General features: G+C 43.5%; 13 protein-coding genes and 1 pseudogene. 11 read left to right on the forward strand and 3 right to left on the reverse strand.

What is annotated here, in order from left to right; translation table 11 throughout:
* Positions 1 to 270 precede the first annotated feature (270 nt).
* Positions 271 to 1,437 carry an SIS domain-containing protein gene (locus tag F9856_RS06800; protein WP_202106145.1) on the forward strand — a complete coding sequence of 389 codons (1,167 nt, stop codon included), beginning with the start codon at positions 271 to 273 and terminating at the stop codon, positions 1,435 to 1,437.
* Positions 1,438 to 1,476: 39 nt separating this feature from the next.
* Here F9856_RS06800 and F9856_RS06805 read toward each other — a convergent pair whose 3' ends face one another.
* Entirely contained in the window at positions 1,477 to 3,744 is a 2,268-nt protein-coding gene (locus F9856_RS06805; protein ID WP_202106146.1) for a Xaa-Pro dipeptidyl-peptidase, read from the reverse strand.
* 181 nt (positions 3,745 to 3,925) lie between these two features.
* Between F9856_RS06805 and F9856_RS06810 the strand changes: the two genes are divergently transcribed.
* From F9856_RS06810 to F9856_RS06820, 3 genes are read left to right on the forward strand one after another with little or no spacing between them, the layout of a single operon-like run.
* Positions 3,926 to 4,660 (forward strand): CppA N-terminal domain-containing protein, encoded by a 735-nt coding sequence (locus F9856_RS06810; protein ID WP_202106147.1) that lies wholly within the window; start codon positions 3,926 to 3,928, stop codon positions 4,658 to 4,660.
* Positions 4,657 to 5,598, forward strand: coding sequence for a serine hydrolase domain-containing protein (locus tag F9856_RS06815; protein WP_202106155.1), 942 nt, complete (start codon positions 4,657 to 4,659; stop codon positions 5,596 to 5,598). Before F9856_RS06810 ends, F9856_RS06815 begins: the two co-directional genes overlap by 4 nt.
* Positions 5,595 to 6,134, forward strand: a complete 540-nt coding sequence (locus F9856_RS06820) for a DUF1697 domain-containing protein (RefSeq protein ID WP_202106148.1) — start codon at positions 5,595 to 5,597, stop codon at positions 6,132 to 6,134. Before F9856_RS06815 ends, F9856_RS06820 begins: the two co-directional genes overlap by 4 nt.
* Positions 6,135 to 6,305: 171 nt before the next feature.
* Here F9856_RS06820 and pflB read toward each other — a convergent pair whose 3' ends face one another.
* Positions 6,306 to 8,651, reverse strand: a complete 2,346-nt coding sequence (gene pflB, locus F9856_RS06825) for a formate C-acetyltransferase (protein ID WP_044754903.1) — start codon at positions 8,649 to 8,651, stop codon at positions 6,306 to 6,308.
* Positions 8,652 to 8,930: 279 nt separating this feature from the next.
* Here pflB and F9856_RS06830 point away from each other — a divergent pair, with 279 nt between their 5' ends.
* The 5 genes from F9856_RS06830 to F9856_RS06850 all read left to right on the forward strand — a co-directional run bounded on the left by F9856_RS06830 (position 8,931) and on the right by F9856_RS06850 (position 18,602).
* Positions 8,931 to 14,993 carry an endo-alpha-N-acetylgalactosaminidase family protein gene (locus F9856_RS06830; protein ID WP_202106149.1) on the forward strand — a complete coding sequence of 2,021 codons (6,063 nt, stop codon included), beginning with the start codon at positions 8,931 to 8,933 and terminating at the stop codon, positions 14,991 to 14,993.
* Between the two features lie 320 nt (positions 14,994 to 15,313).
* Positions 15,314 to 16,408 carry a DNA polymerase IV gene (gene dinB, locus F9856_RS06835; RefSeq protein WP_202106150.1) on the forward strand — a complete coding sequence of 365 codons (1,095 nt, stop codon included), beginning with the start codon at positions 15,314 to 15,316 and terminating at the stop codon, positions 16,406 to 16,408.
* Positions 16,392 to 16,811, forward strand: a complete 420-nt coding sequence (locus F9856_RS06840; protein WP_202106151.1) for an Rrf2 family transcriptional regulator — start codon at positions 16,392 to 16,394, stop codon at positions 16,809 to 16,811. Before dinB ends, F9856_RS06840 begins: the two co-directional genes overlap by 17 nt.
* A gap of 125 nt (positions 16,812 to 16,936) precedes the next feature.
* Positions 16,937 to 17,566: an NAD(P)-dependent oxidoreductase gene (locus F9856_RS06845; RefSeq protein ID WP_099809882.1), complete on the forward strand. Its 630-nt coding sequence runs from the start codon at positions 16,937 to 16,939 to the stop codon at positions 17,564 to 17,566.
* A gap of 115 nt (positions 17,567 to 17,681) precedes the next feature.
* Positions 17,682 to 18,602, forward strand: a complete 921-nt coding sequence (locus tag F9856_RS06850) for a 1-phosphofructokinase family hexose kinase (protein ID WP_202106152.1) — start codon at positions 17,682 to 17,684, stop codon at positions 18,600 to 18,602.
* 6 nt (positions 18,603 to 18,608) lie between these two features.
* Here the strand turns inward: F9856_RS06850 and F9856_RS06855 are convergent.
* Positions 18,609 to 18,830, reverse strand: a pseudogene (locus F9856_RS06855) (transposase); the annotation flags it as partial.
* On the opposite strand from F9856_RS06855, the gene F9856_RS12365 reads away from it, so the two are divergent.
* Together F9856_RS12365 and F9856_RS06865 are read left to right on the forward strand one after the other, a co-directional pair.
* The gene (locus tag F9856_RS12365) at positions 18,823 to 19,116 is read left to right on the forward strand and encodes an LPXTG cell wall anchor domain-containing protein (protein ID WP_328708147.1); all 294 of its coding nucleotides are present in this window, start codon (positions 18,823 to 18,825) and stop codon (positions 19,114 to 19,116) included. The pseudogene F9856_RS06855 and the gene F9856_RS12365 sit on opposite strands and share 8 nt — an antisense overlap.
* A gap of 272 nt (positions 19,117 to 19,388) precedes the next feature.
* Positions 19,389 to 20,417 (forward strand): LPXTG cell wall anchor domain-containing protein, encoded by a 1,029-nt coding sequence (locus F9856_RS06865; RefSeq protein ID WP_202106154.1) that lies wholly within the window; start codon positions 19,389 to 19,391, stop codon positions 20,415 to 20,417.
* The last annotated feature ends 45 nt before the right edge of the window (positions 20,418 to 20,462 follow it).

The raw sequence follows: 20,462 nt of genomic DNA on the forward strand, positions 1-20,462 counted from the left end.
TTTTAAGATTCCTTTCCTATCAAGGGGTTAGACCTTGTTTGTAATTTTTCCTTGCCTTATTTTGCCTTATTGTTAAAAATTTTCAAAGGCAGAGGCGTAGTAAATATTATAACATGTTTTATGTAGATAATGCTACCTTCTTAAAATAAGTTATAGTCAGCAATATCGGATATAAATTTGACATATTAATCTATTTTAAATTGACTTTGAGGGATAAATTCGCTATAATATAAGAAAAAACTGGTTATAACCAGAAATCAAGGAGGAGCTATGTTCCGTTTAGCAAAAGAAGAATTAGAAAAATTGGGGGCCTATATCACAGCCACTGAGATTTACCAACAGCCAGGCTTGTGGAAAGAGGCTCATCAACTCTATCTTGACCAGCTTGAGAAGATTGAGGGTTTCTTGAAGGCTATCAAGGAAAAACATGACTTTGTTCACGTTGTTTTTACAGGCGCAGGGACTTCAGACTTTGTTGGGCAAAGTATTGCCAACTACCTCAACCAAGTCAATGACTTGAAACACATTCGTTTTTCTGCCATAGGTACAGTAGAATTGGTTGGTCGTCCCTATGATTATTTGCAGGCAGATGTGCCAACTATTTTGGTATCCTTTGCCCGTTCAGGCAATTCACCAGAAAGTGTGGCAGCAGTTGAAGTCGCTAAGCAATTGGTTAATCAGCTTTACCAAGTTACTATTACTTGTGCGCCAGAGGGCAAATTGGCTCTGGCAGCCGAAGGGGATGCGGACAATCTCTTGCTCTTGCAACCGGCTGGATCAAACGATAAGGGCTTTGCCATGACAGGTTCTTACAGCTGTATGGCTCTGACAGCCCTCCTCGTCTTCTCGCCAGCCAGTCAAGAAGAAAAAGCTGCTTGGGTTGAGACCATTGCCCGTCTGGGTCAAGATGTTTTGGACCGTGAAGACTACGTGCAAGACTTGATTAACCTTGATTTTGAGCGAGTGATTTACCTCGGTTCAGGTGGTTTCTATGGTCTTGCCCACGAAGCTCAGTTGAAAATTCTGGAATTGACAGCAGGCAAAATTGCGACCATGTACGAGTCACCACTCGGTTTCCGTCATGGACCAAAATCCTTCATCAATGAAAAGACCTTGATTTTCCTCTTTGCCTCAAACGATGCCTACACTCGTCAGTATGATGTGGACTTGCTTAATGAAGTTCATGGTGATGGCATAGCAGAGCGGATAGTGGCATTGTCGGCTGATAAGTTAGTTGGTACAGAAGCAGCCAATTTTGTCTTGGCAGAGGGCGGAGCAGATCTGCCAGATGTTTTCCTAACCTTCCCTTACATCATCTTTGCCCAAACGGTATCTATTATGGCAGCCATTAAGTGCAACAACTTGCCAGATACACCATCGCCAACAGGCACCGTCAACCGTGTGGTGCAGGGTGTGATTATTCATCCACTACCATAAACAAGGTATCAAAAGAGCTTCCGCAAGGGGAAGCTCTTTTTAATATGGTAAATGAAGGCTAGACTGCCCCAAATCAAGAGAAATGGTCCAGTCGCTATTATCCCGAACAGTACACTCAAAGTCGGTTGTATAGAGAATCAGCTCTAAGACGTCACCTTTTTTCAGCTGATAAATAGTCGGTTGCAGTTTCCAGCTCACATCCATCCACTGGTCTGGCACCACTTCCTCAACAGTCATTAGGTCGGTGCGGTTCTGCAGGTTCATAAAGCCCTTGGTTACCAAGCGTTGTGGCATATCCACATAAGGCAACTCCAGCAGATTTTCTTGGGCATGGTAACGACCGTTGTCTAGACTCAATCTTGCTTTAGGCGCAGGGATTGGGGCTAGGCGTTTTTTATTTCCTTTGTCTAATAGCTGAGCAGATAAGAGACCTTTGGCAATACTAGAAGCGACACGGAGTTTCAGCGTGACTTGTCCGTTAATCAGGATATCCTCCGTTATAGGCAGTTCCATGCTGACTTGGTTGGCCTTGCCTGCATAGAGGTCTTGGTGGAAGGCTGGATATGATTTGCCGTAGCGGTCAAAATCTTCTTGGGCATACTGATTGGCAATGGTCTGGTTTCCAGTACCTAGTGGCAAGACAGTCTCGTTTTCACCGCCAAAGGTGTCCAAGGTCGTCCAAGTTTGCTCACCGCTGTTGTCCTGCCAGATAACCGTTGGCAGTTGGTAGTTGTTCTCGTAGCCCAGCAGTTTCTGACTGAGCAGGGCGTTCATAGACTCGCGGAAGTCGATAGACTGCCAGTTGTTCATATAAACGTGGGCACCGTTGTGGAAGAAGAGGTGCTTTTTGATGTGACTTGGCAGGGCGTGGAACATATTCCAGACATGGATGGGCTTGACATTCCAGTCCTGTGAGCCGTGGGTAAAGACCACCTCGCACTTGACCTTGTCAGCGTGGAGCAGGTAGTTGCGGTCATGCCAATACTGGTTGTAGTCACCGCTGATGCGATCCAGGGCAGCTCGTTCGGCAGCCAAGCCTTTTTCGTAGGCTGCTTTATTGCGGAGGAAGTCCCCTGCTTGCAGGCTCTTGGAGTAGGTCAGGGCGGTCAAGCTATCCAAGTCCTCTCCTGGATAACCACCAGGGCTGGTCACCAGCCCGTTTTCACGGTAGTAGTCATACCAAGAGGAAATCCCCGCTTCTGCGATGACGACTTCCAATCCGTCCACGCCAGTTGTTGCCAAGGCATTGGACATGGTGCCGAGGTAAGACAGTCCCGTCGTCGCTACCTTACCATTGGCCCAATCGGCCTTGACCTCAATCGAGCGGGTGTGGTCTGTGTAGGCCTTGGTGCGACCGTTCAGCCAGTCAATCACCGCTTTATAGCCCTCCACCTGTTGGTAGTCGCCGGAAGTCATGTAGCCAGTCGAGCCCAGCGTGCCGACACCAGACACATGGAGGCTGGCAAAGCCGCGAGCGAGGAAGTAGTCATTGAGGGAGTATGAAGTCATATGACCCAGTTTTTCGGTGGCAGGGCTGACAGGTAGTTCTCGCTGGTCCAAGTCTAGTTTGGTGATGCTGGTATGATTGACCTCGATGGTGCCAGCTGGTTTTTCCGCTAACTCCCCTTCCATCTTATGCAGGGCCTTATCGCTGGCTACATCATTGACTCCTTGATGATAAGGACTGTTGGTAATGACCGCAGGGATTTTTCCGTCAAAGTGAGGACGGAGAATGGATATCTTAACAATATCTGTCTGCCCAGTCCCAGCCGTATCGACAGGTGTTTCGACATAGACCACCTCACGAATGAGGTTTTTTGTTGAAAAAGTTGCCAAAGATTTGCCGTTGAAGAAGTGGTAGCGATTGTCTTCTGGGATTAGGTCATTGCTGACCAGCTGGTCAATCAAGGTATTTCCAGACTTGGTGCGGGTATTGAGGAGTTGGTAGAGGTTGTCGATGATATCTCCATAGACAATCGGAAATTGGCTAGCCTTGCGGAATTCTTCCACATCTGTGTAGTCCACACCAGGTACAAAGCCCAGCAACTGAAAGGCGACTTGATAGAAAATCAGGTCTGTCAGCTCACGGTCAGACTGGAAGAAGGTCAGCAGGTCTGTATCCCAGTCCGCAATCATGTTGGACAGGGCAAAGTCGGTATTTGCTGTCAGGAAATGGCACTTTCTGACAAAGGTTTCTAAATTTGTCTTACTACTTGCATTAGGAATCAGTTGAAATCCTAGAGCATCAAGCTCTTGCAAGTAGACAGAGGTCTCTTTTTTTATAAAAGAAAATTGATTAAAGCGCATAAATTCTCCTCTTTTTTAGGATAATAGTCTATAATAGCTATTATATCTGATAAGCTAGTGTTTGTCTAAAAATTATCCGTATATATAAAAATATTAATGTATAAAACGACGATACAATTAGTTGTAAAATGACGAAATTTTTAATACAATATTGTAGAATGACTGAGGAGTGAAATGTATCGTGTTGAGAAAAAATGATGCTATAGTCCCTGTTTTACGTATTAATAATAGGGCTATTAACCAAGGATTTTTAGAAAAAAATCTAGGAATGAGAACCAAGCTAGAAGATGGTCCTTTTGCTGATTTTGGAGATAGAACAAGTCCAGAAACGAAGCTTGTTTTGACAGAATCTCCTGGTAATCGCACCCGTGCTGTCGAAGGGCTTAAAAAACTGAATAAAATTGTGATAAAAGTAGACAGTGCCTCTGAAATTGAAGCTTTACTGGCGCAAGGGTCACAGTATAGTAAGCTCTACCAAGGAAAAAATGGCTATGGTTTTGAAGCTCTTTCGCCAGAAGGAGACACCTTTCTTTTACATGCAGAAGCATCTGTTGATGACCTAAAAGCAATCCTTCCACCTGTTCCATTTAAGGTGCAAGATGACTTTTCTGGATTGACTGCTTTTACAGTAGAGTCTATTTGGATTAATACCCCACAGGCTAGTATTAGCCAAGACTATTATGAGGCTATCCTACCTAAACAAGCCTTTTTGCATTTTGTTGGAGCAGAAGGTAAGGATTTATTAACTCCTGCAGAACAAGTTTGGGATTTAGAAGGCTTGCGTTTTCCCGTCGAGCAGGACTTTGATTGGACGCATTTGGAAAGCCAGTTAGAGGGTCCGTTCTTTAAAGATAAAAAAGCAAGCTTTATTCAAACGGTTGACCCAAGTGGTATTGAATTGTGGTTCGAAAAATGAGACAAGCGATTTTAGACAAGATTTCAGAGCAGATTGAGCAAGGAGTCTATCCTGGTGCCAGTCTGGCTCTTTTTTCTAAGGGTCAGTGGCAGGAATATTATTTAGGGACCCAGGATGGGCATACGCCAGTTGAGGCGGGTTTGACCTATGATTTGGCGTCTGTTTCCAAGGTGGTTGGTGTGGGGACTCTTGCGACTTTTCTGGTTAATAGCGGAGCTTTGGAGCTAGATAGGACTTTGCAGTCTTATTATCCTGCTTTTGCGGATAGTCAGGTCACCATTCGGCAATTATTGACCCATACTAGTGGTATCGATCCCTTCATTCCTAATCGGGATAGTCTGGATGCCGACCAGCTCAAGGAAGCGATTTTGAAGATTACTGTGACGGAGAAGAAGGACTTTTTCTATACAGACATTAATTTTCTCTTGCTAGGCTTTTTGCTGGAAGAACTGGGTGGAGCAAGTCTAGACCAGCTGATTAGTCGAGACGTTCTAGAGCCCTTTGGCATGTCTCAAACCTCCTTTGGACCAGTCAGTCAGGCGGTACCGACGGTGCGTGGCGTCAAAGCGGGTGTGGTACATGACCCTAAGGCGCGTGTCCTAGGCCTCCACGCGGGAAGTGCAGGTCTCTTTTCGACCGTCAAAGATTTGGAAATCTTTTTGGAGCGCTATCTGACGGCTGACTTTGCGGCGAATTTAACGCAGGATTACGGTTTTGACGATAAGCGCAAGCGGTCGCTAGCTTGGGATAAGAAGGGGGACTGGTTGTCGCACACAGGCTATACGGGGACCTTTATCATGTATAACCGTCCCTTGCAGAAAGCTGCGATTTTTCTCTCGAATCGTACTTTTGATAAGGATGAGCGGGCCCAGTGGAAGTTGGATAGAAACCAGGTCATGGCTCTGATACGGCAAGTTCTGGAGGAAGAGGGGAAATGAGATATGTTCTTCTGCTGAGAGGGATCAATGTCGGTGGTCGTAACAAAATCGTCATGGCTGAATTGCGTCAAGCGGTGGCAGATTTGGGCTATGACAAGGTTGAAACCTACATTAATAGCGGTAATCTCTTCTTTGATTCAACCAAGAATAGAGGGGACATTGTTGCTGAATTTCAAACTTTTTTCACAGAAAGATACCCCTTTGTGGAGCAATTTGCTCTACTAGACGCCCAAGATTATCAAGCAGAAATCGATCAGCTTCCAACTTGGTGGCAGGAGGAAATGGCTCGTAAGGATGTCCTCTTTTACACGGATAGAAGTCAGAAGGCTCTGATTGAGGATTGGGTGAGCCAGCTGGACTTGGGAGAGGAGGTTGTTTACTTTGGGCAAACAGCTCTCTTCTGGGGCAAGTATGATGAGCAGTCCTACTTGCAGACGGCCTATCATAAGAAACTTGCCAATCAAGTTTTTTACAAAAGCCTTACCATTCGTAACCATAAGACCTTTGCCAAACTAGCGGAGTTTTTGGGTAAGTAATGAAGGATCCCTGATGAGCAGGGATTTTTGTGTAGTCTCTTATACTATCCTTCCGGAAATCCCCTATACATCCTTCCGAAGATTTACTATCCTTCCGCAACACTCAGTAGATTTTTCGACATAGTAAAAGGACCTGCGTTAGCAAGTCCTTTGAGTTTTTTATCAGCAAGATTAAGCTTGGCCTGAAACTTCAGCAGCGTGGTCGTCCATTGAAAGAACTTCGTGGAAGACACGTTGAGTCAATTCAGTTTTTTGCTCTTTAGTGAGGTATTTAGTGTTTACGCAGTATCCAGAGATACGAACGATAACATCTTCACCTGCCATAATCTTGTCGTAAACGTCGTTCAAGTCCATAACGTTCAAGTTGACGTGCTGACCACCTTGTTCGAAGTATCCGTCAAGGATTGTCACCAAGTTGTTCACTTGCTCATCGAAGGTCTTACCAAGAGCTTTTGGTGAAACCTGAGTTGTCAATGAGATACCGTCGTTGGCATGTTTGAAGTTGAGTTTAGAAAGAGTATTCAAGTTTTGCAACCAACCACCACGAGATTTAGAAGTTGGGTTGGCACCTGGTGGGAAGAATTCCACTTTAGAAGTGTTAACAGAACCATCTTCGTTGAGGAATACACCGCGGTGAACTGGTGAGTTAGCTGTCTGTTTAGAGTAAGCAACGTTTGAAGTGATTGTCAAGATAGACACAGTAGCTTCAGCATTCTTGTACAATTTGTGTTTGTTCAAACGAGTGAAGAATGCTTCCATGAGCCATTTCGCGATGTCATCTACACGGTCGTCATCCTCACCATAACGTGGGAAGTCGCCAGTTACTTCGTAGTCGTAGATGAAGCCATCTTCATCACGGATTGGTTTAACCTGAGCGTACTTGATAGCTGATAAGGAGTCAACAGTGTTTGCGAAACCACAGATACCGAAGCCCATGTTAGCACGAAGGTGAGTTGGCAAGAAGGCCATTTGAACTGCTTCATAGTTGTACTTGTCAGTCATGTAGTGGATGATGTTCATTGCATCTACATAAGTGTCAGTCAACCAGTCAAGGGCTTTTTCAAAGTTGGCAATAACTTGATCGTAGTCAAAGATTTCAGAAGTATTTGGTTCAACACCATCGAACACTTTGTAATCTTTGTGAACATCGTCGTAGCCGTTGTTCCAGCTTGAAAGAAGAGCTTTAAGAACGTTAACACGAGCACCGAAGTACTGAATGTTGTGGCGTTGGTCTTCGCTTTCTGGATCAAGTGGAGATACACAGCAAGAGATACATGACATTTCGCCATAACCATCTTTCGCCATTGTTGTCACACCTTCGTATTGGATAGAAGAGTGTTTGTGGCTCATTGCCATACAGTAGCGACGGAATGAATATGGAAGTTGGTCTGACCAAAGAACTGTTAAGTTTGGTTCTGGAGAGTTACCGATGTTGTCAAGTGTGTTCAAGAAACGGTAGTCCATCTTAGTAACACGGTGACGACCATCGTTACCCATACCTGCCATAGATGTTGTCAAGAATGTTGGGTCACCAGAGTAGATTTCGTCGAAGGCTTTTGTACGAGCGAATTTCACTGTACGAAGTTTCAATACGAAGTCATCAACAAATTCTTGGATTTCAGATTCAGTAAATGTACCACGAGCCAAGTCACGTTCTGCATAGATGTCAAGAACGATCGGCACACGACCAAGAGAAGTTGCGGCACCGTTGATAACACGGCAGACTGCCATGAAGGCAATGTTTGTCCATTGGATCGCTTCTTTCGTGTTCATCGCAGGTTTGCGTACATCAACACCGTAGTGATCACCTAAGCGTACAACTTGTTGCAATGCTTGGTATTGAAGGTTGATTTCTTCGCGAAGACGGATTGACTCTTCATCGATTTCAGTAATCGCATTCCAGTCAGCTACTTTTTCTTCCATCAAGTAGTCTGCACCGTAAAGTGCCAAACGAGCGTACATACCGATGATACGACCACGTGAGTAAGCGTCTGGAAGACCAGAAACGTGGTGTGAGTGACGAGCGCGACGGATATCAGCTGTATAAGCACGGAAGATACCATCGTTTACAGTTGTTGCGTGTTTTGTATAGATTTCGTGAAGAAGTGGATCTGGAGTGTAGCCGTTCTCGATAAGAGTTGTTTCGGCCATACGGATACCACCTTTTGGCATGAAGTTGAGTTTGAAGAGTTCATCGTTTTGGATACCGAAAATCAATTCATTATCTTTATCGATGAAACCTGCTGGGATGTCAGCGATAGAAGTAGCACGATCTACGTCCATTGGGAAGCGAGTGTCTTCGTAGCCAGCTTTTGTTTCTTCGATGATTTTTTTGATATGAAGTGAACGCTCAGTTGGGCCTGCGAGGAAGCTTTCATCTCCATCGTATGGAGTGTAGTTGGCTTGAACGAAGCGTGTTACACTTGCCTTATCTTGCCAATCTGTACCTTTAAAGCCTTCCCAGGCTTGGGCGAAAATGTCTTCAGCAACATTTTTTGTTTTAACTTTTGTTGACATGAGGGTTCTCCTTTAAGATATTGTTACTTTTCACATATTTTAGTATATCATATGTAAGCACTTTCTTCAAGACAAAACACTGAAAAATAAATTGGAATTTTTTCCAAGTAGTGGAATATAAATCCAATAATCCAGTCATCGGTCTCTCGAGATATCATTATATTAAAATATTTAAGAACAGTCAAATATAATGGATTGATATATTGACAAAGAAAGCGCTATCATGTAGAATGTATGTGTATATTATATTAATAACAAAAGATAAAAAGGAGGCAGACGATGAGAGCTTACTCTAAGGAATTATTTTCTAAGAAGAATAGATATTCAATTAGAAAATTGACAGTAGGTGCGGCGTCAGTTATCGTAGGAATTTCTCTATTTTCAGGTGGAACAGTATTGGCAGAGGGAATAGCGCTTGCCGATACTCCTGTTGAGACGATAGAAAACAACGATGTTAGCAATACAAATGAAGGAGTTGTAGATCAAAATAGCTCCCAAACAGACGAGGTAGTTGCTACGGATATAGAAGCAGTACGGACGGAATTGAATTTTGCCCAGTCAGAATCTCAAGAAGCCGTTGCGGAATGGACGCCAACTTCTACACCGGCTGGTACAGTTGAGGTGGTTGAAGAAGAAGGAATTCGTTACAACCGCTTGTCCTCTGTTGCAGGTCAGGACAATTCGACAAATATTGGAACATTTGAAAATTCTGACTTGAAGATGAATGCAGATGGCAGTGCGGAGGTATCATTGTCATTTGTAGAACGTTCTGAACCAGAAAAGGCTCGATTTGGTGTTTATCTCAATCATACTGATCAAAATAAACATGTCCTAGTTGGATATGATAAAGGTGGTTGGTTCTGGGAGTACAAGTCTCCAAGTGGAAGCACGTGGTATCAAGGACAACGGGTACCAGCTCCTGAAAGAAATGTTCTCTATGAGTTAAGTGTTAACCTAACATCTACTGGGGAAATTTCTGCATCTATTCTTTCAGATTCCATGACTGAAGCTCAGGAATTATTTGCTGCCCAGCAAATTCCTGAAGCAGCTTGGAATGACTTGAAGAATACACGCTCAGCAAAATTAAAAGTAACTAGCCGTGATGCTGACCGTACAGTGGTAGATATTGTTGCTAAAAACCAAGAAGGAGTTTCAGAAACTGCTAGCCAGCCAATAACGAATGCCACAACTGGTACAGGGACACCTATAACACCTACTGCTCCAACTACACCAACCCCAGTAGCAACTGAAAATACAGCTCCTACAACCATTGGACCAGACTGGCGTCCAGCATCGACTGTTCAAGGAACAGTTGGTGTCGTAGAAGTAAATGGTGTTCGCTATAATGCCCTTGCTTCTACTACATCTAATAACAATTCTGAGAATGTAGCCTTGTTTGTTAAAGAAGGTTTGACAGTAGATGCTTCGGACAACGCCAACCTTGCAGTGACCTTTGTGGAAAATTCAGAAGCTGGTCATGGTCGTTTTGGTGTCTATTTGAAACACAGGGATGAACGCAACCATATCTTTGTCGGCTATGACAACGGTGGATGGTTCTGGGAGTACAAGGTAAATGGTCAAGGCAATTATCTCAGCAATCGCAGTGTTCAAGCACCAACTAAGGGAAGCACCAACCGCCTAGAGATTTCTTATAAGTCAGACGGACAATTAAATGCGACTGTCAATGGTCAGAACTTATTTGATACCTATACAGTCGGAACAGAAGTTCGTCAAGCCTTGGCAAATGACAAGCGCATTGCCTTGAAATTGGGTACCTATGGCCAACAACTAACCAAGGTTAACGTGGTTGCAGACAACCAAGACGGCGTCAAACCAGTTGAGACAACAACAGAAGATGCAATTGTACTAAATGATAGCAATGTTTCCTACGAGACCCTTGCTTCAGATGTTCTTACTGCTAAGATTGACCGTGCCTTCCCACGTATCAAAGAATATACGATGCAAGGTGAAAAGGTTTATGGTCAAGTCAATCCAATCCGTACCCTCAGAATCAATGATTACGAAGTTACACCAACAGTTACTTTCAATAAGGTAAGTGACAGAGTTGCAGAGTATGTTCTAGATGTTGTTGATGAAGCTAAGAAACTAAATGTCGCTATCAAGGTTAAGGTAGAGGTTGCTGGGAATGAGTTGCACTTTGATGTGACAGAAGTAAACAACCGTAACCAAGTAACTCCTGGTCAGACCATTGATGATGTTGCTAAATTGGTACAAAGTATCTCTTTTGCCAATAATAACTTAGTATCGGTGGCTAGCACACAGGCTGGTGCTAAGTTTGACGGTGCACGTATGTCTACCAATACTCACCAAACAGGTGATCGTCACGTAGATGTGCAAGACAATACACCAAGCTCTAGTGCAGGATTTATGTATGGATTTGTCTCTACTGATAAGCTAGCTGCTGCGGTATGGAGCAATTCACAGCACGGTACAGGTGGTGCAGATGACTTTACTCGTCTGACTGCAAACAGCGAACGGTACAGTCTAAATGGTGAAACAGGTGTCCACTACGGTATTGCAAGCTCACCTTGGCAGTGGCAAAAGGCACATAACAGTGTTGTATATCCAGCCTACACCTTGGAATTACCAAGTGCTAAGGTTGTCTTTACAAAAGATGTTAACGAAGACAATGTGGTAGACTGGCAAGACGGTGCTATTGCTTACCGTCAAATTATGAACAATCCAAAAGGGCATGAATACGTACCAGAATTGGTAGCTTACCGTATTGCTATGAACTTTGGCTCACAGGCTCAAAACCCATTCTTGATGACCTTGGATGGTATCAAGAAGATTGCTCTTCATACAGATGGTCTAGGTCAAAGTGTTCTTCTTAAAGGGTATGGTAGTGAAGGTCATGACTCTGGTCACTTGAACTATGCAGATATTGGTAAACGTATCGGTGGCACAGAAGACTTCAAGACTTTGATTGAAAAATCGCAACCATATGGCGCAAAATTAGGTATTCACGTTAATGCATCTGAAACCTATCCAGAATCCAAATACTTCTCTGAAGAAATTCTTCGTCGTCACGCAAATGGCGAGTACGTTTATGGTTGGAACTGGATTGATCAAGGTATCAATATCAGTGGTCACTACGATTTGGCTCACAACCGTCTGAAACGTTGGGAAGATTTGAAGAAAGAATTGGGCGACGGTTTAGACTTTATCTATGTCGATGTATGGGGTAACGGCCAGTCTGGTGGCGAAAATGCTTGGGAAACCCATATTCTTTCTAAGGAAATCAATATGCAGGGTTGGAGAAATGCCTTTGAATGGGGCTATGCAGGTGAGTATGACTCGACCTTCCAACACTGGGCAGCAGACTTGACTTATGGCGGATACCGTCTAAAAGGTATTAACAGTAACATTGTTCGCTTTATTCGCAACCACCAAAAAGACTCTTGGGTTGGTGATTACCCGGATTATGGTGGTGCGGCCAACTATCCACTTCTTGGTGGTTACAATATGAAAGACTTTGAGGGTTGGCAAGGTCGTAGTGATTACAATGGCTATATTACAAACCTCTTTGCTAATAACCTCATGACCAAGTATATCCAGCACTTTAAGGTAACAAGCTGGAAGAACGGTACACCAGTTACCATGACAGACCATGGTGAAACCTACAGATGGACACCTGAAATGGAAATTGGTCTAGAAGATGAAGATGGTAACAACCTCTTGCTCAGACGTAAGTCAAATGATGTGAGAAATGAAGGCTATCGCCAACGTACAGTAACCCTCAATGGTCGTACAATCCAAGATGGCAGTGCCTACTTGGTTCCATGGAACTGGAATGCCAATGGTCAGGATCTTGAAGCCAAAGATCATAAGATGTATTACTTCAACACTGCTGCAGGTGCCACAACTTGGACCCTTCCTTCAGATTGGACTGGTAACAAGGTTTACCTCTACAAACTTACTGAGCTTGGTAAGACAGATGTTCAAGAATTGGCAGTAACCAATGGTCAAATTACCATTCAAGCGGATGCAAATGTGCCGTATGTTCTATATAAATCTCCGCAGACAAATCCAGAGATGTCATGGAGCGACGGTATGCATATCTATGACCAAGGCTTTAACTCAGGTAAGTTAGACCATTGGACAATTGAAGGTGATACTAGCAAGGCTACTTTGGTCAAATCCCAAGGTGCCAACGATATGCTCCGTATCCAAGGCAATACATCCAAAGTTAGTCTCAGTCAAAAATTGACAGGTCTGAAACCAAATACCAGCTATGCAGCTTATGTAGGGGTAGACAACCGCAGTACAGCAAAAGCTAGCATTACAGTCAATACAGGCAGTTCAGAAGTTACAAACTATACAAATGAGTCTATTGCTCTGAACTACGTTAAAGCCTATGCTCATAATACATTGAGACAGAATGCGACAGTTGACAATACAAGTTACTTCCAAAACATGTATGTCTTCTTCACAACTGGAGACAATGTGGATAATGTACGCTTGACCCTATCTCGCGATGCAGATGCTGCAGCAACCTATTTTGATGAAATTCGTGTCTTTGAAAATGACTCAACGATGTTTGCAGGTGGTCACAATACAACTGCTGGTACCTTCAAGCAAAACTTTGAGAGTGTTCCGCAAGGTATTTTCCCATTTGTTATCGGTGGTATTGAACGAGTTGAGGACAACCGTACCCACCTTGCAGAAAAACATGCTCCATATACTCAGCGTGGCTGGAATGGCAAGAAAGTGGACGATGTCATTGAAGGCACTTGGTCACTCAAGACAAATGGTCTGACAGCTCGCAATAGCATTGTTTACCAAACTATTCCACAAAACTTCCGCTTTGAAGCTGGCAAGGCCTATCGTGTAAGCTTTGATTATGAAGCTGGTTCCAATGGAACTTATGCCTTTGCTATCGGTGAAGGTCGCTACAATGACGATGCCGGTAGCCTAACGCTGAATCCATTGAACAATTCATGGGAAGGTAGTGATAAGGCTAAGAAAGCAAGCTTCTTAGTTACAGGTGCAGAGTCTGGCAATACTTGGGTTGGTATCTTCTCAACTCGCCGTGGTGGTGATACCAAGGGAGATACTAGTGGAAACGCCAACTTCCGAGGCTACAATGACTTTATGCTGGATAATCTGGTGATCGAAGAAGTTACCTTGACTGGTCATTTGTTGACAACGGATTACTTTAACTTGAATACTCCAGTCTTGAATGAAAACTATACTCAAGCAAGTTTGGCACCGTACAAAGAAGCTTTGTTAGCAGTGTCTGCAGCTCCTGAGGATATTAGTATCGAAGATGCTCGTACCTTGATTGCTACTGCCAATACAGCCCGTCAAAATCTTCAAGTGAAGAAAACAGCAATCACAAATGAAGATATTGGCTTGGCTCAGGCTAACGCTCAAGAAGGTGAAGAACTAGCCAAAGCCTTTGATGGCAATCCTTCTACTATCTGGCACACACCATGGAATGGCCGTCATATTAATGAGCCAGCGACAGTGAACCTTCGTAGACCAGTTGACATTCAACGCTTTGAATATGTGCCAAGACAATCGGGCCGCAACGGTATCTTGAAAGCATTGACATTGGTGATTACGGATGATCAAAACGTGGAACATACCTTTACTGGTGCGGATTGGCCAGCAACAAGTGCTACTAAGACAATTGATTTCGGTAAGACAATTAAGGCTAAGAAGATTGTGATTACAGGTACTGCCTCATACGGTGATACTGCAGATCAATTTATGTCTGCTGCTGAATTCCGTTTCTTGACACCTGTTCAGGAAGAAGCCACCCTTGATAAGGCACCTTATGAAGCAGCCCTTGCGGCCGCACGTTCAGCAGGTAAGACAGCTCTTGTCAAAGAAGTGGAAGACTTTATGGCTTCTGTCGAAGCTGCAAATCTTTTGACAGCAAATATCTTAGATGCTACAGTTGCTCGCTTGAATGCTAGTGAAACACCTGCAAATCCAGGCACTGTTGAGCAACCAGTTGATGAGCCAGTCAAACAGGATGAGGACATTGTCACTGCTAAAGGAGAAAGTACCAAAGCAGATCCTCTTCCGTTAGGGGAATTGCCACCGCTTGTGATTGCAAAAGGTGATAGTGTTAAAGCAGAACCATTACCTGCTTTCGATGGAGGCTTAGTTCCTAACTATGCTCCTACAGCAGCGGCTCTTCCAAGTATTGATCCTGCAAGCTTGGCGAAAGAAGCTGCTAGTCCAAAACCAGCAAAAGCTACTTCAGCTACTTTACCGCAAACAGGTGAAACAACTGAACAAGGCTTGCTCCTAGCAGCTGGTTTAGTAGGTCTAATGGCTATGGCGGCTCGAAGAAGACGATTTGAGTAGTCGTTTCAGAATAAAATAATTAGCTTGTTCTCCAAATACATTAGAGGTAGGTATCGGACCTGCCTCTTTTGTATTGTTTATCGAACCTTTTCACAACCTTATAGCAAAATGGAATTAGAGACAGAACATGTCTAAGTTTATACATTTAAAAATTCTAATATCTAAAAATGCGAAAGTAGAAGGGTTCTATCTACATCTGACTTTCCTAGTCTGATTTTGATTTTCATTGAGTACTACTTGCTCGTCAATGTTCGCTTTATGAAAAAATTTGCTAGATAGGCTATAATATATCTAGTAGTAAGTAGCAGAAAGGAGTGTCCATGTTAATATTTCCCCTAATCAATGATTTATCTAGAAAAATTATTCATGTAGATATGGATGCTTTTTTTGCTGCCATTGAGGTCAGGGATAATCCTGCTTTGAAGGGCAAACCTGTTATCATTGGGGCTGACCCAAGACTATCTGGCGGTAGAGGAGTGGTATCTACCTGTAATTATGAGGCGCGTGCCTTTGGGATTCACTCGGCTATGTCCTCAAAAGAAGCCTATGAACGTTGTCCGCAGGCAATTTTCATTTCTGGCAATTATGAAAAATATCAGGAAGTGGGGAGACAGGTTAGGGAGATTTTTCACCGCTATACGGACCTAGTAGAGCCCATGTCCATTGATGAGGCCTATCTAGATGTGACAGAAAACAAGCTGGGTTTAAGCTCGGCAGTTAAGATTGCCAAACTCATCCAATACGATATTTGGAATGAATTACATCTGACAGCTTCCGCAGGTGTTTCCTATAATAAATTTTTGGCAAAAATTGCCTCTGATATGGAAAAACCGCATGGGCTGACCCTGATTTTGCCTGAGGATGCGGTTGAAGTATTATCTTCCCTACCAGTTGAAAAATTCCACGGTGTTGGTAAGAAAACGGTGGAACGTCTGCATGAGATGGGAGTTTTTACAGGGAAGGATTTGCTAGACGTGCCAGAGATGGTCTTGATCGACCGTTTTGGTCGCTTTGGTTATGATTTGTATCGTAAGGCCAGAGGTATTTCAAATAGTCCTGTCAAAACCAATCGGGTGCGAAAGTCTATCGGTAAGGAAAGAACCTACCGCAAGCTCCTTTATCGGGATGAAGATGTCTTGAAAGAGCTAGTCAGCCTCTGTCAACGGGTGGCCGCCAGCTTGGAGCGAAATGAAAAACAAGGGCGAACCATTGTTCTGAAAATCCGCTATGGAGATTTTTCAACACTGACCAAGCGACATAGTTTGGAAGAAGCGACCAATCAAGCTCAAGTAATAGAGAAAGAAATCCGTCAGCTTTTTGAAGAAGTTGGACGGGCTGAGAAAGGTGTTCGCTTGCTAGGAGTGACCGTTACCAATTTTATGGAAGGAGAAAGTAGAATTGCAAATTTCGAGTAGATTTACCATTGCTAGTCATATATTGGTCTTGCTAGCCTTGGAGGGAGAAAAGGAAAAACAGACCAGTACTAGCATTGCAGGCAGTGTCGGGGTTAATCCTGTCATTATCCGAAATATTTTAGCTCAGCTCAAAGAGGCTGGTCTGGTTCAGGTAGCGCGTGGTGTTGGAGGTGCTCGCTTGGCACAGGGTCCAGACCAGATTACACTTTTGCATGTCTATCAGGCTGTAGAGTTATTTGGAGAAAAGGGGAAACTTTTTGGCTTTCATGAACAACCCAATCCAGCCTGTCAGGTCGGCCGCTCTATCCATCCCCTGCTAGATAGCCGTTTGGAAAATGCTCAGTCGGCTCTGGAAAAAGAGTTGGGACAAACAACCATTGCTGATTTATTGGCAGAATTATAGGTATTTAATCATCCTTGTGATGATTTTTTTAATTTTCGAGCTGTAACAATTGACATTACAACCGAAATGATTTATACTTACGTTGTAAATGAAGATGTTACAACTAAACAAGTGAGGTAAACAATATGAAAATCGCCATTATCGCAGCAAACGGTCAAGCAGGTCAAGCCATCGCCAAAGAAGCAGTAGAACGTGGCCATCAGGTGACGGCCATTGTCCGCTCTGAAAACAAGAGCGTAGCCCAAGAAGTAATCCAGAAGGATGCTTTTGCTCTTACCAAAGAAGATTTGGCAGGCTTTGATGTAGTAGTCAATGCTTTTGGTGCTTGGACACCAGAAACCTTGCCGGATCACGCTCGTCTTGCTGAGCATCTAGCGACCATCCTTGCTGGTAGTCCAACTCGTCTTTTAGTAGTTGGTGGTGCAGGCAGTCTTTATTTAGACGAGAGCCAGACAGCTATGCTGAAAGATACACCAGATTTCCCTGCGGACTACCTGCCAATCGCTGAGGCTATGGGTGCTGGTCTAGACCTCTATCGTCAGGCGACAGCAGTTAACTGGACCTATATCAGCCCTGCAGCCGATTTTGATGCAGAAGGACAAAAAGCAGGTGCCTACACTTTGGCTGGCGAGGTTTTCCAAGTCAATGCCCAAGGTGAAAGCTATATTAGTTATGCCGACTATGCTGTGGCTTTGGTTGACATTGCGGAAAAAGGTGGCTACCAGCAAGAACGAATTTCGGTTTTTGCATCATAAAGGTTTTTGCATCATAAAATAGTAGAAAAGATAGTTCCCATCGTGGAATTATCTTTTTTATTTTTTTTGGTTTATATAGTATAATAATATGTACAAAAGAAAAAAGGAGTTCCCTATGATTCACTTAATTTGTCCCAATCCAGCCCTAGATCGCACGCTTCTTGTGGAAAAGATTGAAAAGAACATTCCCCTCCGTCCGTCGGAAGTCAGGGATTATCCTGGTGGAAAGAGTTTCAATGTAGCCTATGCACTTCGAGAAAATGGAGTGACAGACTACACTATCCATACCATTTTAGGTGGGCAGATTGGTCGCTATATTCAGGAGCTTAATGCTGATGGTGGAAATGCCCTATGCGTGGTTGAAAATAATCAGAACACAAGAACCTGCAATATTTACGTAGAAACTAGCACAGGCGATGTAGTACTATTTTATGAAAAAGGTTTTGAACTAACAGAGGATTTGCTCAACCAATTCACTCAGCAGATTGAAAATAGCCTGCAAGCTGGCGACATCCTAGTCTTTTCAGGTAGTCTGATGAAGGGGATGCCGGATGATTATATTCAGCGGTTTATTGAAAAATACCCAGAGGTACTAACCATAGTTGATACCAGTGGACCAGCTTTACGTGCGGCTTATCAAGCTAGACCGGCCCTTATCAAAATCAATAATGAAGAGCTGAAAGATATTTATCCAGATCTGGATGAAGAAAGTCCAGCGGACATTTTGCGGATACTAAAAGAAGTAACGCCGCATGAGAATATCATTATTACCATGGGAGGCAAGGGGAGTCTAGCTAAGATTGGTCAGCGCTTCTTCCGTATCCAGTCGCCTAAGAAGGAAACGCGCAATCCCATTGCGGCAGGGGATTTCTACCTGGGCTTGCTAGTCAAGGGTATCAGCCAAGGACAAGACCCTGAGATTTTCTTGAAAGAGGCAGCAGCCTTTGCAACTGCTAACTGTCTTAACTACTTCCCAGAGGTTGAAGCAGAGCAGTTTGCAGAGATAGCGGGTAAAGTTGTTCTAGAGCAGGTTTAAAAATATTTCCTCAGTTCGTCTCATGGCCATCACTTTCCAATTGTTATGTTCTTCAGCCCCTGCCATGTTTTGTCGAAATGGCGTCCATAGATGGTAACCTTCTTGTTCTAAGTCCTTCTTGAGTTCACTGCTCAGGTAGCCTAAATCACCTAAGATAACCGATTGCTTACACCCCTCTAATAGCTCATAAACCACCTTGATATCATGGACAGAGGCTGGCGTGACAACAGACCTTCCAACAAGCGAAGGTGCTGTAGAAACAGCTAAAGGTACAGGTGTAACTGCAACATTACCAGCTTTGGAAACTGTCAAAGGTGAAAGCGTTAAGGCAACAGCTTTGCCAACAATTGCCCCTGCAACAGTTAAAGCAACTGAAACAAAAGCAGCAGAGAAGAAAACAACTTCAACAGCATCAGAAAAACTTCCAGAAACTGGTGAAGTGATGACAGTTCTTTCGCTTGTAGGTGGCCTAGGTCTTCTTGGATCAGCAGCCTTGCTCAAGAAAAGAAAATAATCTACATACAAAAAAGGACCTAAATGGTCCTTTTTGTTCCCCTTTATTTTCAGAAAAACAAGAAAGATTTTGAGAAAATTTTCAAAAAATTACATAAAGAAAATGATAAAAAATACAATAAAAAACTTGACAAAAATATCGGGGAGGGGGGGTATAATAACTGTAATCATTGCATTTATAGGGTGATGGTTAGGATAAGAGCCACGGATAATGGTGAAACATTATCTCAGCTTTATTTCAAATGTAGATTATATATAAGGGAAGGTGACATTATGTCAACAAAGAAAACATATCTTTTGAGAAAAACCTCTATTGGTTTGGTATCATTGGCAGCTCTTGCGGTTGTAGGAACAACTGTATCAGCTAATGAGATTGGTGTAGCAACTGCACATGGTACAGGTGCTTATGCAGATCCAATCCCAACTTTCAATATCAATACAGGTGAATTGACAGCAAAAGGTAGCAGCGTATTGAACTCTGACTACAAACCAGCCTTGGATCCAAGTACGGTGGACATCACAAAACATGGCGAGGGTGTGACTGCGGAACTTCCAGAAGTAGCACTTGGTTTTGACAATGGTGAGCCATATGTTTATGCGCACGGTACAGGTATGACTGCATCAGTAGAATTGCCAGCCTTGGACCCAAGTACTGTAGATATCACAAAACATGGTGAGGGCCTTACCGCACCAACATTAAATGAAGTAGCGGTTGCCTTGGATGAAAATGGTTTGTATTTTACAAACACACCAGTTGAGGCTCCAACAGCAGAAGCGCTTCCAGAAGTGCAAGTAGGTGGTAAAGATGGAGAATTCTATCTTTATGCTAAGGGTGAAGGTGCGACAGTAGAGCTTCCAACAATTGACCCTGCAACACTTGGTGCTCCTATTGAAACAGCTAAGGGCGAGAGTGTAACAGCACCAGCTCTTCCAGTAGCTGAGTTGCCAGCTTTGGAAACAGCTAAAGGTGAAAGTGTAACAGCTGAAGAATTACCAACTGTAGAAGTTGCTAAAGATGAAGCAGGTGAGTATCTCTTCTCTAAAGGTGCTAGTGTAACAGCAGCAGAGCTGCCAGTAATTGACCCAGCAACACTTACAGTTGCACCAGCACAAGCGCCAGTTGTAGCTCCTAAAGTTGAAGCTCCTAAAGCAGAAGTGGCTGCAGCAGTACCAACAGCTAAAGCAGCAACATCATCAGCAAAACTTCCAGAAACAGGAGAAGCATCTACAGCAGTTTATTTTGCTACGGCTCTAGGACTTCTTGGTGCAGCAGCAGTGCTTGCCAAAAAACAAGAAAACTAATCAATCATCAGTAACTAATCACACTTAAGGAGGGTTTCCCCTCCT

This window comes from Streptococcus suis, assembly GCF_016743335.1.
GTDB lineage: Bacteria > Bacillota > Bacilli > Lactobacillales > Streptococcaceae > Streptococcus > Streptococcus suis_Y.

Bases quoted from the DNA above. Each gene is read 5' to 3' on its own strand.
- F9856_RS06830 (WP_202106149.1), top strand. From the start codon at position 8,931: ATGAGAGCTTACTCTAAGGAATTATTTTCTAAGAAGAATAGATATTCA.
- F9856_RS06850 (WP_202106152.1), top strand. From the start codon at position 17,682: ATGATTCACTTAATTTGTCCCAATCCAGCCCTAGATCGCACGCTTCTT.
- F9856_RS06865 (WP_202106154.1), top strand. From the start codon at position 19,389: ATGTCAACAAAGAAAACATATCTTTTGAGAAAAACCTCTATTGGTTTG.
- pflB (WP_044754903.1), bottom strand. From the start codon at position 8,651: ATGTCAACAAAAGTTAAAACAAAAAATGTTGCTGAAGACATTTTCGCC.
- F9856_RS06800 (WP_202106145.1), top strand. From the start codon at position 271: ATGTTCCGTTTAGCAAAAGAAGAATTAGAAAAATTGGGGGCCTATATC.
- F9856_RS06845 (WP_099809882.1), top strand. From the start codon at position 16,937: ATGAAAATCGCCATTATCGCAGCAAACGGTCAAGCAGGTCAAGCCATC.
- F9856_RS06820 (WP_202106148.1), top strand. From the start codon at position 5,595: ATGAGATATGTTCTTCTGCTGAGAGGGATCAATGTCGGTGGTCGTAAC.
- F9856_RS06815 (WP_202106155.1), top strand. From the start codon at position 4,657: ATGAGACAAGCGATTTTAGACAAGATTTCAGAGCAGATTGAGCAAGGA.
- dinB (WP_202106150.1), top strand. From the start codon at position 15,314: ATGTTAATATTTCCCCTAATCAATGATTTATCTAGAAAAATTATTCAT.
- F9856_RS06805 (WP_202106146.1), bottom strand. From the start codon at position 3,744: ATGCGCTTTAATCAATTTTCTTTTATAAAAAAAGAGACCTCTGTCTAC.